Annotated in this window: 13 protein-coding genes, 8 tRNA genes and 1 pseudogene; all 22 read right to left on the bottom strand. The window is 30.7% G+C overall.

The features are described from left to right. Nucleotides 1–191 precede the first annotated feature (191 nt). Complete coding sequence (gene ftsH / locus BD821_RS04955; protein ID WP_104409568.1) at nt 192–2,003, bottom strand: ATP-dependent zinc metalloprotease FtsH; 1,812 nt, start codon at nt 2,001–2,003, stop codon at nt 192–194. 78 nt (nt 2,004–2,081) lie between these two features. Then, nucleotides 2,082–2,618 carry a hypoxanthine phosphoribosyltransferase gene (gene hpt / locus BD821_RS04950; protein WP_029451481.1) on the bottom strand — a complete coding sequence of 179 codons (537 nt, stop codon included), beginning with the start codon at nt 2,616–2,618 and terminating at the stop codon, nt 2,082–2,084. Next, nucleotides 2,618–4,051 (bottom strand): tRNA lysidine(34) synthetase TilS, encoded by a 1,434-nt coding sequence (gene tilS, locus BD821_RS04945; protein WP_104409567.1) that lies wholly within the window; start codon nt 4,049–4,051, stop codon nt 2,618–2,620. Before tilS ends, hpt begins: the two co-directional genes overlap by 1 nt. Nucleotides 4,052–4,246: 195 nt before the next feature. Then, nucleotides 4,247–6,619 (bottom strand): stage II sporulation protein E, encoded by a 2,373-nt coding sequence (gene spoIIE / locus BD821_RS04940; RefSeq protein WP_104409566.1) that lies wholly within the window; start codon nt 6,617–6,619, stop codon nt 4,247–4,249. A 448-nt stretch (nt 6,620–7,067) separates the two neighbouring features. Continuing rightward, nucleotides 7,068–7,143: transfer RNA gene (locus BD821_RS04935), tRNA-Met, on the bottom strand. A gap of 32 nt (nt 7,144–7,175) precedes the next feature. After that, nucleotides 7,176–7,264 (bottom strand) — tRNA-Leu (locus tag BD821_RS04930). A 5-nt stretch (nt 7,265–7,269) separates the two neighbouring features. Next, nucleotides 7,270–7,346, bottom strand: a tRNA-Met gene (locus tag BD821_RS04925). A 13-nt stretch (nt 7,347–7,359) separates the two neighbouring features. Next, nucleotides 7,360–7,435, bottom strand: a tRNA-Met gene (locus BD821_RS04920). A 32-nt stretch (nt 7,436–7,467) separates the two neighbouring features. Beyond that, nucleotides 7,468–7,556, bottom strand: a tRNA-Leu gene (locus tag BD821_RS04915). A 5-nt stretch (nt 7,557–7,561) separates the two neighbouring features. Further along, nucleotides 7,562–7,638, bottom strand: a tRNA-Met gene (locus BD821_RS04910). A 13-nt stretch (nt 7,639–7,651) separates the two neighbouring features. Continuing rightward, nucleotides 7,652–7,727 (bottom strand) — tRNA-Met (locus BD821_RS04905). 32 nt (nt 7,728–7,759) lie between these two features. Next, a tRNA-Leu gene (locus BD821_RS04900) sits at nt 7,760–7,848 on the bottom strand. A 260-nt stretch (nt 7,849–8,108) separates the two neighbouring features. After that, nucleotides 8,109–8,513, bottom strand: coding sequence for a S1 domain-containing RNA-binding protein (locus BD821_RS04895; RefSeq protein WP_029451484.1), 405 nt, complete (start codon nt 8,511–8,513; stop codon nt 8,109–8,111). A 73-nt stretch (nt 8,514–8,586) separates the two neighbouring features. Further along, nucleotides 8,587–8,865, bottom strand: coding sequence for an FtsB family cell division protein (locus BD821_RS04890; protein ID WP_104409565.1), 279 nt, complete (start codon nt 8,863–8,865; stop codon nt 8,587–8,589). Between the two features lie 87 nt (nt 8,866–8,952). Continuing rightward, nucleotides 8,953–9,339 carry a spore cortex biosynthesis protein YabQ gene (gene yabQ, locus BD821_RS04885; RefSeq protein ID WP_104409564.1) on the bottom strand — a complete coding sequence of 129 codons (387 nt, stop codon included), beginning with the start codon at nt 9,337–9,339 and terminating at the stop codon, nt 8,953–8,955. Between the two features lie 12 nt (nt 9,340–9,351). Then, entirely contained in the window at nt 9,352–9,648 is a 297-nt protein-coding gene (yabP, locus tag BD821_RS04880; protein WP_104409563.1) for a sporulation protein YabP, read from the bottom strand. A gap of 192 nt (nt 9,649–9,840) precedes the next feature. Continuing rightward, complete coding sequence (locus BD821_RS04875) at nt 9,841–10,104, bottom strand: RNA-binding S4 domain-containing protein (protein WP_029451490.1); 264 nt, start codon at nt 10,102–10,104, stop codon at nt 9,841–9,843. Nucleotides 10,105–10,160: 56 nt separating this feature from the next. Then, nucleotides 10,161–10,439, bottom strand: a pseudogene (locus BD821_RS04870) (HU family DNA-binding protein); the annotation flags it as partial. A 247-nt stretch (nt 10,440–10,686) separates the two neighbouring features. Continuing rightward, on the bottom strand, nt 10,687–12,132 hold the full coding sequence (gene yabN, locus BD821_RS04865; RefSeq protein WP_104409562.1) for a bifunctional methyltransferase/pyrophosphohydrolase YabN: 1,446 nt from the start codon (nt 12,130–12,132) through the stop codon (nt 10,687–10,689). An 11-nt stretch (nt 12,133–12,143) separates the two neighbouring features. Beyond that, nucleotides 12,144–13,679, bottom strand: a complete 1,536-nt coding sequence (locus BD821_RS04860) for a putative polysaccharide biosynthesis protein (protein ID WP_104409561.1) — start codon at nt 13,677–13,679, stop codon at nt 12,144–12,146. A 187-nt stretch (nt 13,680–13,866) separates the two neighbouring features. Further along, nucleotides 13,867–14,421 (bottom strand): stage V sporulation protein T, encoded by a 555-nt coding sequence (gene spoVT, locus BD821_RS04855; RefSeq protein WP_029451494.1) that lies wholly within the window; start codon nt 14,419–14,421, stop codon nt 13,867–13,869. A 206-nt stretch (nt 14,422–14,627) separates the two neighbouring features. Further along, a complete protein-coding gene (locus BD821_RS04850) occupies nt 14,628–15,635 on the bottom strand; it encodes a peptidylprolyl isomerase (protein ID WP_104409560.1) in 1,008 nt (335 codons plus the stop codon). Nucleotides 15,636–15,711 lie beyond the last annotated feature (76 nt).

Genomic DNA, 15,711 nt, shown 5'->3' with positions numbered 1-15,711 from the left:
ATCATATTTTCCTATATATACTATACAATTTATTATATATTTGAATAATAAACAATATTTCATCAAGCGGAAATCTTTGCATTGTTCTGAATGTTATTTCATAGTTAAAATACATTGCACATTCCTATTAACCACAATTAATAATTTTAGAATAAAAAAAAGGTTATCCTAATAGGATAACCTTTTTTAATTTATGCATTTTGAAATAGTTGTTCAAATTCATCTGCTTCTAGCTTTTCTTTTACTAAAAGTTCTTGTGCTACAGCATGAAGCTTATTTAAATTATCTTTTAATAAAGTTTGCGCCTCATCATAAGCTCTATCTATAAGCCCCTTTATCTCTCTATCTATTTTAGCTCCTATTTCTTCACTAAAATTTCTTCCGCGCCCTAAATCTCTTCCTAAAAATACTTCATCGTGATCTGCTCCGAAAGCTATAGGACCCATTGCTTCACTCATTCCATATTCCATAACCATTTTTCTTGCAATAGTGCTAGCCCTATCTATGTCATTTTTTGCACCTGTGCTTATATCTCCTATAATAAGTTGTTCAGCTACTCTCCCACCTAAAAGTCCAACCATTTCATCTTTTAATCTAGACTTTGAGATATATGCTCTATCTTCTTCTGGTAAGTGCATAGTGTATCCTCCAGCCATTCCTCTTGGAACTATGCTTATTTGATGCACTGGATCTGAATTAGGTAGAAGCTTCATTACTACTGCATGACCCGCTTCATGGTAAGCTGTAAGCTTTCTATCACCTTCGCTTATAACCCTACTCTTTTTCTCTGGTCCTGCTATAACCCTTGTTATTGCTTCTTCCATTTCTTCCATTTCAATAAATTTCTTATCTTTTCTAACTGTTAATAAGGCCGCTTCATTAGTTAAATTCTCTAAATCTGCTCCTGTAAATCCTGGAGTTCTTTTAGCTAAAACTTTTAAATTGATATTTTCTGATAGACGTTTGTTTTTTGTATGGATTTGAAGGATTTCTTCTCTTCCCTTTACATCTGGTGCTCCAACCATTATTTGTCTATCAAACCTTCCTGGTCTAAGAAGCGCAGGATCTAATATATCTGGTCTATTAGTTGCAGCTATCATTATGATGCCTTCATTAGCACCAAAACCATCCATTTCAACTAAAAGTTGATTTAATGTTTGTTCTCTTTCATCATGTCCACCACCAAGGCCAGCACCTCTTTGTCTACCCACTGCATCAATTTCATCTATGAATATAATACATGGAGCATTTTTCTTTGCCTGTTCAAATAGGTCTCTAACTCTAGATGCCCCTACTCCTACAAACATTTCAACAAAGTCAGATCCTGATATACTAAAGAACGGAACTCCTGATTCCCCAGCTATTGCTCTTGCAAGAAGCGTCTTTCCAGTACCTGGAGGTCCAATTAAAAGAACTCCTTTAGGGATTCTTGCACCTAATTCCAAATATCTTTTAGGTTGCTTTAAGAAGTCTACTATTTCTTCTAATTCTTCTTTTTCTTCGTCAGCACCAGCCACATCATTAAATGTAACCTTCTTTTTATCTGGTGTAGCCATTTTAGCCTTACTCTTTCCAAAGTTCATGACTCCTCGGTTTCCACCACCGCCACCTTGGGATTGTTGCATAAATATAAACCACACTGCAAAAAACATTACTCCCATAAGTAAAAGTGTAGGTATCATTTGAACCCATACCGATGTATTTCTAGGAACCTCATAAGTCTCCTTTATTTCTCCTGTATTAGGATAGCTAGTCATAAATTGATATAATCTTTGTGCAGGCACTACAGTTATAAAGGCCTTACCATCACTAAGAGTACCTTCTACTAACATTTTATCTTCTCTAACTTTTATATTTGTTATGTTATTATTTTTCCATTCTTGTTGAAATTCATTAAATGCTATTGTATTTGTACCTTTACCTGTTTGAGACCATGTTAAAGCCGCAATTATTGCGAATATAAATACTATAGTCCAGGCCGTTGCACTTGAAAATTTCTTCATTATAGGCCCCCCTCTCTTTTTCGTTATTATAAGATTTTAACATACTAAATTTTTCATTACAATAAGTGCTAACATTAATTATTTATAAATAGATTCTTTTAATATACCAATGTAAGGAAGATTCCTATATCTTTCAGCAAAGTCTAATCCATAACCTACTAAGAAATAATCTGGAACATCAAATCCTAGGTACTTTACACCTATATTAGCCTTTCGCCTGTCTTTTTTATTTAATAGGCATGCTATTTCTATACTCTTTGGATTTCTACCTTTTAGGTATTTAATTAGATACTCTAGGGTTATCCCTGAATCAATTATATCTTCAATGATAATTACATGTTTATTTTCTATAGACTCATCTAAGTCTTTCAATATTCTAACCACTCCAGAGCTTTCACTTGCATTTCCATAACTAGAAACCGCCATAAAATCCATGCTACAATATATAGAAATTTCTTTCATAAGGTCTGACATAAACACTACAGATCCTTTAAGTACTCCAATAAGTACTAATTCCTTTCCCTTATAATCTTCACTAATTTGACTTCCGATTTCTTTTACCTTTTTTTCCAGTTCTTCCTCAGTTAGAAGAATCTTTTCAATATCATTTTTCATTAGTAACTTTCCCCTCTTTCAATAGTTATGCTTAAAATATTTTTAGTTTTATGTTCTACCTTAAAAAGTTCACTGACCTTATACCCTTCTATCCAAGCTATATGTTTATCAAAACATATAAGTACAATGCTATCTCTTTGTTCTCTAGGTATCTTTTCATCAATAAATATATCTTTCAATTTTCTACTTCCTGACATGCCATAAGGAATAAATTTATCACCATCTTTTCTATATCTAACATTTATATCTCCTTTGATTTTATCTGCATCAAAGTACTTACAATTAGATTTGCCCTTTAAGTTTAAATTACTAATATTATAATCACTTAACAATTTTATAAATAAGGACACTTGAAATTCAGGTATATTAATCTTAACACCAATTTTTAAATCTTCTTTAGTATAATCCTTTAAATTAATTATTGAACTTAGGTTTTCATTTTTTATGACCTTTTTATAATTCTTTTTTATAAATATATCTCCATATACATTAGATACCGTGATATCATGTGGAAGATTTACTGTCTTTCCTGTTCCTTGATTGCTTAAAGATACTATACTAGAAATATGTATCATTTCGATATTATTCAATGTACCTTCTAATTTTTCTATAGAATACCTTATTATTCTAGTAACAATTGAATCGTGTTCTTTAAAAGCCTCTTTATGAATTATTATATCGCTTTTAGAATTTATTTCTACATATTTCATGAACTTTTCATAAGATATCTTTTCCAAATAATCATTATCTCTTACCATAAGTTCTGAAAACCTGTTTAATGTGTTTATTATGTCTTTATTAAAATTTTCTTTTATATAAGGTATAATTTCTAATCTAACTTTATTTCTCGCATATATAGGCTCATTATTAGTTTTGTCTATTCTTGGACATAGCTTATTTATCTCACAGTAATCTTCAATCTCTTTCCGTGAGAGTATTAATATAGGTCTTATATATGTATTATCTCTTACAGGCTTTATTCCTGCAAGTCCTTCTATGCCAGTTCCTCGCATAATTCTCATAAGAATAGTTTCAGCTCTATCATTAGAATTATGAGCCACTGCTACTTTATTTATATTCAGGTCTTTCTTTAGGCTTTCAAAAAAGTCATACCTTACATCTCTACCTGCCATTTCACTAGATATTCCTCTTTCTTTAGATATAGCATTAATATCTGCAAGTTTTACATAACAAGGAATATTAAGTGAGGAACAAATTTCTTTTACATATCTCTCATCTTTATCAGACGCCTCCCCCCTTAGTTTATGATTTATATGTGCTGCATAGAGGGTTATTCCTAGATCATCTTTCAAACTATAAAGTATATGTAATAAGGTTATAGAGTCTGGTCCTCCAGATAGAGCCACTAAAACTTTATCGTCTTTTTGTATCATTGAATACTTTTCTATGTATTCTAAAATCCTTTTTTTCATTAATCCACTTCCTAATTCCTATAATAACATATTATATCATACTTATATAAATAGTTTATTACAATAAAAATAGAACTCAATACTTTAATTAAAGAGGCTAATCCTATATATATTACTACAATATCATATTGCATGTATAATTTAAATACAGAATTATAACCTCTTAAAATTTAGAGTCCCTATACTACATTTTTATTAATATAAGTTATAGACCTTAGATACTATAGCAGTCATGTCATCTTTAATCTTACCTCCAGATAATTCTTTCACCTTTTCTATTATATCTTCTGCCAATTCCTTTGGGGTATTTTTATTGCTTTTAACAAGATATTCTGCTAACCATTCAATACTTCCACCCTCACAACAGTCTAAAACACCATCACTTACAGTAACAACTATATCTCCATTTTTCACCTTTTTGTCTATTATATCAATATCCACCTTATCTAACACTCCAATAGGTAGGGTTTTAGATTTTATAATATCTATTTTTTCCGCCCTTTTAATAAAGCTAGCTACTGCGCCTACTTTCATAAAGGTTATCTTGCCGCTATATAAGTCTATAGAATTTAAATCTAATGTAGAAAACTTTTCGTCCTCAGAAAATTTAAATCCCATTATAGAATTCACCGTGTTAATAGCCGTAATTTTGTCAAATCCAGCATTTGTAAACTTTTCTATAAGCTCTATTGCCGCTCTACTTTCTTCACTAGCTTGGGGCCCAGAACCCATTCCATCACTTATTATAGTCATGTATGTGCCATCTTTAATCTTTCCAAAACTATAACTATCACCATTTAATACTTCACCATCTTTACATCTTCTAGAAATAGCTGTAGCAACATGATATTTAGGTGTTTCTTCAAAAGTGACAGTGCAATTATTACTTTCTGGATTTATAACACAACCCTCATCAAAAATACACATAGGTCTTCCCACCGCTTCGTTTATAACAGGCAATATCTCCTTAACACATTTTTGACCTCCACCACAAGAGGCTAGAGTAATTTTAACCTTTAACCTGGCATTTCTATCATCATAACATAATATATCATTTATCTTTATATTAAATTTATTAAGATATCTTCTTATATGTCTTTCAATTTCATTATTAATGCAAACTTCCGAACTAAAATCTTTAACTATTTCTCCTATGGATTTGGCCATATTATGAATTTGAGAAGCTAATAATATTCTTCCCTCTCCTAATCTACTTTTCCACATTTCATTTATGACGTATGAATTTAATAATTCTTCAGAATTTTTTATAAGTGAAGTTCTTTTGACACATTTTCTATCTATCTCTTCCGGTATTCTCGGAATACCCTCCTGATAATTTTGTATAAGCTCACTAAAAGCTATATAGGTACAATGCATCTCTCTTTTCCAGCATATAGATTTCATATCACAATTACTACAGACCCTATCTGCTAAATTCTCTACAAGGGCACTACTCTTGGTTTTCATCTGCAATTTATCATTATCTACTAAATTATTCAGAGTACTTGACATATTTAATAATACATCAGAAAAGCTATCAAGTTTCTCCGTAAATACTTCCTTTAATTTATACATATAGCTTTCATTGATAATGTCTTGCTTCTTTTCCCATCCAAGTTCTACAGATATCTTATCGTAAACTTTATTTGGAATTGACATAAAAATCAAAACACTTAAAACTCCTTCTATAAGTTTAAAATCTGTACTTAACCCTAAATATACTTTAAGCAGTGTAAATACTGTTATATACGACAATGCGGTGAACCACTTTCCTGTTTCTTTAAATATTCCCATGATAAACCCACATATTGAATATACTACAACGTAATTAACCATATTATCCGACGTTATTCCCATAATTATTCCTATAGATACACCTGTGGCTGCACCAGTAGAGCTTCCATTTACATAAGCCATTATACATACAAATACGAGACCTATAACATTTCTAATATCTATGTTAAAAATCTTAATCCCCCATGTACCTGAAATTGTTAAGGATAGCAATATAGCCATACTTATTATTTCTTCATTTGTAAAAAGATGCTTACTTTTAAAATCCTTTGAACAGGTTAATGCGTAATCTATAATTATATAAATAGGAATTATACATCCTATCTGAAAGATCGAAGTGAGTATATTTATACCAAGTGTATATCCACTTATTATAATTCTAAAAAATATAGATTCTAATAGCATGATTACAGTTAAATATGTTATTCTTTTTCTTCTGTTTATTTTTGTTGTTAAATGTGCAAAAAGTATAGAGCTACCTATAATTATTATATAAAGAGCTATATCTTCAATTTTATTATATAGGGTAACATATCCTATGAGAGCTCCTGTGCCAACTGCAATATCGAGTTTATCCTTCTTTTCATTAACAACCGCCATTATAAAAGCTATCCCAAAAGGAGCTGTACTATTAATTAGCATTACCCTACTTATAGATATAGCCGCCAAAAAATATAGAATTATTTTAATCACTGATACATATTCTTCTCTTTTTTCTTCTTTAGCACTTTCTTTTAGTCTTTTATAAGTTACAACCTCCGCACCATATTGCATAGTATATTTCCCCCTTTAATTCTTTGAGTTCTTTTCTTCTTAATCTAATGTAAGTAACCTTTATCTTAATTAGATTATAACAAGAGCTGGAGGAAATAAATGTCATAAGCTGTATGAAACTTTTTTATTATTAGGACATAAAATGCTCTCATCTTTTCTTAAATTCAAAAAATACACATTATTTAATATGGTATCCTATTAAAATTATATTTTATTTGTCATGTATTAAAAAAAAATCTATTAATATGTGGATAACTTTTGGTTATAAAAAGATATCCACATATTATTTCTCTTACATTAACAAATTATTTACTTCAAGTAAGAATTATAACATTAAAGTTTAAATATCTATTTAATTTATTTTTAGACCCAAATAAAAAATATTCGCTAAGATTAATCTTAACGAATACTTTTTAATACTAGATAAACTTTTATCTATATTTAATTTTGGTTGCGGAGGTAGGATTTGAACCCACGACCTTCGGGTTATGAGCCCGACGAGCTGCCAGCTGCTCCACTCCGCGATATTATTATTTAATTAAATATATAAGTAAATTGGTGCTGAAGACCGGAATCGAACCGGTACGATGTTTAACCACCGCAGGATTTTAAGTCCTGTGCGTCTGCCAGTTCCGCCACTCCAGCACTTTTGGTAGCGGAAATAGGACTTGAACCTACGACCCTTCGGGTATGAACCGAATGCTCTAGCCAGCTGAGCTATTCCGCCATATTTACTTTTTTGGTTGCGGAGGTAGGATTTGAACCCACGACCTTCGGGTTATGAGCCCGACGAGCTGCCAGCTGCTCCACTCCGCGATATTATTATTTAATTAAATATGTAAGTAAATTGGTGCTGAAGACCGGAATCGAACCGGTACGGTGTTTAACCACCGCAGGATTTTAAGTCCTGTGCGTCTGCCAGTTCCGCCACTCCAGCACTTTTGGTAGCGGAAATAGGACTTGAACCTACGACCCTTCGGGTATGAACCGAATGCTCTAGCCAGCTGAGCTATTCCGCCATATTTACTTTTTTGGTTGCGGAGGTAGGACTTGAACCCACGACCTTCGGGTTATGAGCCCGACGAGCTGCCAACTGCTCCACTCCGCGATATTATTATTTAATCAAATATATAAGTACATTGGTGCTGAAGACCGGAATCGAACCGGTACGGTGTTTAACCACCGCAGGATTTTAAGTCCTGTGCGTCTGCCAGTTCCGCCACTCCAGCGTTTTATGTTTTTTCTTGGCGACATACATTATTATATATGATGTTATATCTATTGTCAACAACTTTTTTCTATATGCCTTTTATATATTATTTTTGTATATTAAAAGTCCATTAACATGTTACAACGTAAGCCTTTCAAAGCTATCAGTTTTATTAATAATCTTTCTAATTTTAAATTTTTAATAAAATCAAATAGCCTTTTAAAATAAAAATAACCCCCTATATTAAAAATCTAGGAGGTTACTACTTATCATATTAAGTTACATTTTCTTATTATATCCTCTTGATCTATTATCTTGATGTTTTTTAACATCTTGTAATCTTTCTTCACTATCCTTTAAAAATCTTGTCATTATATCTTCAAAGTTACCTGAAGCTGCCTTACCTTTTTCTGATTCCCAATCAATTTCAACTGGTTTATTAGATCTTTGCTTTACAATAGCTTGTTTGATGGAAAGACTAATTTTGCCATTATCATCTATAGAAATAACTTTTACTTTTACTTTATCTTGTTCTTTAAGATATTCTCTTATATCCTTAACAAAATTATCTGCTACTTCAGAAATATGAACTAAACCTGTTTTTCCTTCAACTTCAACAAAAGCCCCAAAATTAGTAATGTTAACCACTGTACCTTCTAAAATGTTTCCTGCCATTAAGGTCATATTAAAAAGACTCCTCCTTAAAAATAATTAATATATTATATTATATAAAATAATAAACCTAAACTCAAGTGAGTTACTCTGACTTACTGTCTATTACAGGAGTCTCTCCGTCCTTTACATATCCCAATCTTTCTCTTACTTGTTTTTCCTTGTAAAGTCCAGTGTTTGATAACTCAAATTCATCTTTTAACTTTTGATTTTTTTCTTTTACTAATTCTAGCTCCTTTTCTTGCTTATATATATCTTTTTTAATTTTACCCATAGTTAGCTGTTGGGTTATTACTGTATATAAGCTAAAAATCAATAATAAAATTATTATTACGCTTTTAAGGGTAATTTTCTTGCTTTTCATAGTTCTTTTCCCCTTTAAGATAATAGTATGGTTTATCTATATCTCTATTTTAAATATAAAACCTATTTTATTCAAGTGTTTTCATAGTTATTTTTTACTTTTGTTATAAAATATTAATTTTAGTGGGTAAAATACGTGATTAAAGCCTACTCTAAACACTTTTGCTATAAATCTATATATAGCATATTGTACTTTTAAAATATATTTACTTAAAAGTTTAAGGTATATATATATCCCTAGAGCTATGTATAGGTAAACATAGGGTACAATAAGAGCATAATTGGTGTAAAGCAAAAAGACAAATACAATAATTGATGCTAAAATCCAAAACAAAAGATCTTGGAAGACTGCTAATACTTTATTTTTATTGTGTCCTCTTATAATTCTATAAAAGTCAAATAAAATACCTGTTATAATACCTGATAATATGCTAAATAGTATAGTTTTAAACTGAAATAATAAAGGTATTATCATGTTTCTCTCCACCTATTTAAATAATCTTTTTATTATGCTATCTGTATTAACCCTTTTTGCTTCTAAAGTGCTATATACAAATGAATCTATAGTTCCACCGACTATTACCTCTCCATTTTGAACATCCAACTTGTTCATTTTTAAATTCTTACCTCTTATGTTTAATACTCCTATAGATGTGTTCAATGAAATAGTTTCTTCATTAAAATTAAATACTTCTATAACTCCTGTAAGGAATAATCTTTTCCTATTATCTAAAGTTAAATTACTTTTTTTATCTTCACCTTTGGTGTCTTTTTTATTTTCCATAAGAAAACAACCTCCTACTATATTTCTCTACAATATATGTGAAAGGTTGTATATATATGCTATTCATTTTTGCCACCTCTTTTAGGATATACCGATTTATAACCTAATCATCCTTTAAGAGGCTAAAACTCCTACATCAATAATTATATAATACAACTATGAATGTTTCTCTAATCCGATTATAAAAGTTTTCTAATCCTCTACATCCTCTTCACCCTCTATTATTTCATACATAAGTCTAGCATCTTCTTTTTTAACATGTTCTGAAAGTTTTAGTACTTCTGCCTTTAAGGAGTTGTTTGCAAATTTAATTTCTATTATATCTCCCTCTTTTATGTCTGTACTTGCTTTAGCTACTTTTGAATTAATGGTAACTCTACCACTTTCACAAATTTCTTTTGCCACTGTTCTTCTTTTTATTATTCTAGATACTTTTAAATATTTGTCTAATCTCATTTTAATTCCTCCTACAAAAATAACCCGAGATAAACCCGGGTTAAATAGTTTTAAAGTTATTTATTAACTCTTTCCTTGAACTCCTTACCAGCTTTAAATACTGGAGCAGTTGTTGCAGGAATCTTTATAGTTTCTTTAGTTCTTGGGTTTCTTCCTTCTCTTTCAGCTCTTTGTCTTGTTTCGAAAGTTCCAAAGCCAACTAATTGAACCTTTTCACCTTTTTCTAAAGACTCTTCTACGCTTTCTATAAAAGCTTTTAATGCTACTTCTGCATCTTTTTTAGTTAATTTACTTTTTTCAGCCATGCTTGAGATTAATTCTGATTTATTCACTTTTGTTTCCTCCTTTAAATTAGAGTTAGTTTAAACCTAGACAATATATTGAATAAGTTTGTATGTATAAGTTTTATAAATTTATTATACATTATCATATTATATAATTAATTGCAATACAAGTCTACATCTACATTACAAGTATTTTATTTTTTTATTTATAACCTGCTATTTAATAACGCAAAATTGCTTTTATAAATCTTATTATTCTACATTTATATGAATATTCCTTCTAAACTGCTCTTTTTTGTTATATGCTTTTAGATAAATTCCATAATTGATCCATTTCTTCCAGTGACATCTGTTCTAATTTTATCTCTTTACTTTTAGCTGTGTCTTCCATGAATTTAAATCTTTTTATGAATTTATTTATAGTTTTGTTAAGGGCAAGTTCTGAATCTATGCCTAGCATCCTAGCTACATTAACGCAAGAAAATATTAAATCTCCCATTTCTTCTTCTATTATTGCCTCATTTGAGCCTTTATATACTTCTTTTAACTCATAAAATTCTTCTATTATCTTATCCATAGCCCCGTCTACAACATCAAAGTCAAATCCTACCTTTTTAGCCTTAGATTGTACTTTTTCTGCTCTTATTAAAGAAGGTAAAGATTTTGCTATATGTTCCATAGCATCTACCACAGTGCTATATCCCTTTTCTATGCTTTTTATTTCTTCCCATTTTACCATAACCTCTATTGAATTATCAACTTTTGTATCTCCAAACACATGAGGATGTCTATCTATCATCTTCTTGCTTATAGAATTTATGATATCATTAATGTTAAAATAACCTTCTTCTTTCCCTATAACAGCGTGAAACACTACCTGTAGTAGTACATCACCTAATTCTTCTATTATTTTTTCATCATCTTTTTCCTCTATAGCCTCTATAACCTCATAGCTCTCTTCTACTAGATATCTTTTTAGACTTTCATGTGTTTGCTCTCTATCCCAAGGGCAACCTTCTTCTGACCGTAATTTCTCCATTATATCTAATAGTTCGCTTAACCCTTTATTTTCTTTACCTCCTTTAGGTATGTATAACGATGTGAGATAATCTATGTCCGCTTGCCTGTCTAATGTATATAAAGGTATTTTCCTTATGCTTTCCTCTCCCTTAACACCAGCTGCCCGAACAAAGTATATTTCTTTATCATAATGGTAGTAATCTAGCAATCTAATTTTCACCTCTGATGATATTAACTGATCATATACCTGGGTTATTATTAATCCTGCATTATTATCTAAATTTTGATTTCCAACATCAAAAGCATCTATTATTTTAAGTCCATTTATAGGATCTATCTTTAGTCTTTCTATAATAACATCAATAAAACTTACTGCTGGGACAATTTCTACAGCTATTCCTTGGTTTTCGCATAAATCTATTAAAATATTTACAGTCCGCTCTGCTACTAAAGGATGCCCTGGTACTGCATATATAACCTCATCCACTATATTATGTCTTTTTATTAAATCCTCAGCTATAAACTGATATACTTTGTCAAAGCTATCAAACTTATCATAAGCAAAATCATAGGTATGAACCTTTATATCCATACTTTTAATATAGTCTACTGTGGGATGTTTTTCTGTTCTTAGATATATATCTTTTCCTGACTTAAGCTCATTTAAAGTGCCTAATGTTAATGCTTCAGGTGAGCCAGGTCCTAGACCTAATATTTTAATCATTTGTTTCTCCCCTATCTCCTTAAAAATCTATCTTTTATATAGTTATATTTAAATATTCCAAAAGCAATCACTAAAATTATATATATAATAATACCTAGAAGTATGGATACAATGCAAGCTATACCATTACTACCAGTATAAATAATAGTTTTATTATAACTTATAATCACCGCTATTATCATTATAACAGATGCATAAGATGGTTTTATAGTGGTATTATAATAATCTATGCTTATATTTAGCTTTTTTCTTACATCCTTCATATTGAGGTAGGCTGCTAATGTATATGCAACTATGGTTCCTATAACAGCACCATAAATATTGAAAAGTGGCAAAGGAACCATAAATAAAGTTATCATTACCTTGAACACGCAACCTACGAAAAGGTTTATGATAGGTTTGAAATAATGTCCTGTCCCCTGTAGGATGGCGGTACTTATTTGAGCTAATGCTGTAGCTGGTATGGATAAGGCTAAGTACTTTAGTATATTATATCCTTCCCCGTAATTCGGAAATATAAGTGTCATTATAGGCTTTGCTAAAAACATGAGTCCTAACATAGATGGAATTGCAATTACAGATGATATCTTAATTGCAACCTCCACCTTATTTATAATGTCATTTTTTCTTCTTAATATATACGCCTCTGCAATAATTGGAATTATTGCAGAGCACAACGCAACACAAAGTGTTAAAGGAACATTTACTAACACATTAGCTTTCCCTGTTAACTGACCATAAAGTATTGTGGCCTCTTTAGATGTGAGTCCAGCTTCTAGCAACTTTTTAGGCACTAAAATAGAATCTATAAGTCCCATTATAGTTGCAACTGTAGCACCAAGTGATAGCGGGATTGAAATTCTAAGTAAGCTTTCTAGAACCTTTTCATCCTTTTTTAATTTAAATAGCCTTATTGGCATTTTTATTCTTATATACTTTATTGTTAAATAAACGCCTCCAAAAAGCCCTCCTGCCGATGCCCCAATAGCAGCTCCTCCCGCCGCATATTCTACTCCATAAGGTAATAACAAAACAGCAAGTCCAACTCCTACTATCACTCTACCTAGCTGCTCAATAATTTGCGATACAGCTGTTGGTTTCATATTTTGTAGTCCTTGGAAAAAACCTCTAAGTACACTCATTATAGCTATAAATGAAGGTGCTATAGATATTGCAATAAGGGAATAATATGACTTTTCGCTCCATTGTAAATAACTTATTATATGTTTAGAAAATATAAGAAGCAAAGCAGTGCTACCAAATCCCATAAAAATCATCAATATGAAAGATTCTTTAAGAACCTTCATTATGCCTTCTTTGTCACCTAAAGCATTTTTTTCAGAAACTAATTTAGATATAGCTATTGGCACTCCCGAGGCTAAGGCTATAAAAAAGGTATAAAGAGGATAGGACATTTGATAATATCCTATTCCTTCATCCCCTATTAACATTATAAGAGGCCATCTAAAAAATAATCCTAAAAACTTAGATACAATTCCTGCAAGTCCAAGTATTATAGTACCCTTAATAAGTGAGTGTTTTTTCATGTGATACCTCCAAATCTTAGAAATAGTTTACTAATTATCTCTATTTTAAGATTTGAAGTATTATTACTAAAACTTATTTATTAATTTCACTCTTATTAAAAACAATAATATGTTGAATATATTATTGTTTTTATGTCAATAATTTTAATGCTGTGGTAAATAATTATAGGAATTATATTAAATTTAATTACTGCTCCATTTGTTTACCCAAGAAGGAAGATGCAGTTTCAGCGATTTTAATTTCTAATTCACCCAATTTTTGTTGTTCCTCTTTGGAAAGAATAATAACTGCTCCTATTGCATCTCCTTCTGCTAATACTGGAGATATAACCTGTGCATAATACTTTTCTGAAGGCTCCTCTTCATTATAAACCGCAATCAAATCATCTTTTTCTTTTGACAATAATATAGTTCTTCTTTCTTCCATAACCTTCTCTAACTCTCCACTAATTTTCTTTTCCATATAATCTTTTTTAGGGGTTCCACTAACTGATATAAACTCATCTCTATCACATATCAATATTATATTACCTATTGATTGTTGCAAAGAATCTGCATATTCTTTAGAAAAGTCACCTAGTTCTCCTATAGGAGAATATTTTTTTAATATAACTCCACCTTCTCTGTCCGTAAATATCTCTAAAGGATCACCTTCTCTAATCCTTAATGTCCTTCTTATCTCTTTAGGTATAACCACTCTTCCAAGATCATCTATACGTCTAACTATTCCAGTAGCTTTCATTTATTTTCCTCCTCACTTGTTTATTACTATTAATTTATTGCATTATTATTATCTATCAACATATGTAATTTTATACACTATTGTAGATTTTTATTTCGATATGGCTAATTTAACAAAGGTAATGGCCAAATCTAACTTAATTGGCCAAAAAGTAAAAGCTATAAAAAGGTGTCATAACCTTCTTATAGCTTTTATCTTTATCTTATTTATATATTTATATTCTCTTCATATCTTTTAACTTTAAGTTCCTTTTCCCAATCCTTTAATGTATTGTCAAAGGTTTCTTTTTGTTTTGTCTTTAATACTTCTTCAGTAATTTGTTGTTTAACTACTTCAAACTCTACCACCTCAGGCGTATCTTTAACTCCTGAAACCTTAATTATATGATATCCAAATTGAGATTGTACAGGATCTGATACTTCTCCTTCTTTAAGATTTTTAAATCCTTTTACAAAGTCTGGGTCATACCCTTCAGTATCATATTCTATAAAAGGTAGTTGTCCACCAGAATCTTTGGTTCCATCAGTTCCATATTCTTTAGCAAGTGCAGCAAAGTCTTCGCCTGCATCGATTTTCGATTTTATTAGTTTTGCAGTTTCCTCATCTTTTACTAATATATGAGATGCATTAGCTCCTGGCTTTTGTGTGTACAACTTTTCTTTATTTTCTTCATAATATGCTTTTGAATCTTCTTCACTTACTACAACATCTTTTACTATATATTCACGCATTTTAGTCATTGTGGTGTCTTCCTTTATAAATTCTTTCAGCTCTTCTAAAGTAAGACCTTGAGCTTGCATAGCCTCTTCGAACTTCGCATCATCATTTCCAAACATAGTTTTCATATCAACTAATCTTTTTTCAACTTCCGCATCCATTTCTTCTGTTGTTGGTAAAATCTTAAGTTCATCGCCTTTTTTTGTAAATACTTCAAGAGCAACTAATTGATCTACCATTTGAGCTCTAAGATTATTTACTCCTTCCACAGCCTCTGGATTACTTTTATAATCCTCTCCAAATTGTTGAATTATCATTTGATCATAAGGAAGCATTTTCTTATCTAAATCACCTTTAGTAATCTTTTTGTTTCCTACCTTTGCTACTGGGCTTTTAGCCATAGCTTCCGGTGTCTTTTCTATCATATTACATCCCGCTGCTGTTAATGTAACTACAGTTATAATAGCCATAGTTATCATCTTCTTTATATTCTTCACTATTATTCCTCCGCTCTCTTTTTAATCTTGTGCATATTTCTGATTCTATCAGTAATTCAATGTAAATTCAATTAAT

Origin of the sequence: Clostridium algidicarnis DSM 15099 (assembly GCF_002934235.1) — a bacterium.
GTDB lineage: Bacteria > Bacillota > Clostridia > Clostridiales > Clostridiaceae > Clostridium_L > Clostridium_L algidicarnis.
This window is presented reverse-complemented; position numbering and strand designations above follow the sequence as displayed.

Bases quoted from the DNA above. Each gene is read 5' to 3' on its own strand.
- yabQ (WP_104409564.1), bottom strand. From the start codon at position 9,339: ATGATAATACCTTTATTATTTCAGTTTAAAACTATACTATTTAGCATA.
- BD821_RS04875 (WP_029451490.1), bottom strand. From the start codon at position 10,104: ATGAGATTAGACAAATATTTAAAAGTATCTAGAATAATAAAAAGAAGA.
- tilS (WP_104409567.1), bottom strand. From the start codon at position 4,051: ATGAAAAAAAGGATTTTAGAATACATAGAAAAGTATTCAATGATACAA.
- ftsH (WP_104409568.1), bottom strand. From the start codon at position 2,003: ATGAAGAAATTTTCAAGTGCAACGGCCTGGACTATAGTATTTATATTC.
- spoVT (WP_029451494.1), bottom strand. From the start codon at position 14,421: ATGAAAGCTACTGGAATAGTTAGACGTATAGATGATCTTGGAAGAGTG.
- yabP (WP_104409563.1), bottom strand. From the start codon at position 9,648: ATGGAAAATAAAAAAGACACCAAAGGTGAAGATAAAAAAAGTAATTTA.
- yabN (WP_104409562.1), bottom strand. From the start codon at position 12,132: ATGATTAAAATATTAGGTCTAGGACCTGGCTCACCTGAAGCATTAACA.
- BD821_RS04895 (WP_029451484.1), bottom strand. From the start codon at position 8,513: ATGACCTTAATGGCAGGAAACATTTTAGAAGGTACAGTGGTTAACATT.
- BD821_RS04890 (WP_104409565.1), bottom strand. From the start codon at position 8,865: ATGAAAAGCAAGAAAATTACCCTTAAAAGCGTAATAATAATTTTATTA.
- hpt (WP_029451481.1), bottom strand. From the start codon at position 2,618: ATGAAAAATGATATTGAAAAGATTCTTCTAACTGAGGAAGAACTGGAA.
- spoIIE (WP_104409566.1), bottom strand. From the start codon at position 6,619: ATGCAATATGGTGCGGAGGTTGTAACTTATAAAAGACTAAAAGAAAGT.
- BD821_RS04860 (WP_104409561.1), bottom strand. From the start codon at position 13,679: ATGAAAAAACACTCACTTATTAAGGGTACTATAATACTTGGACTTGCA.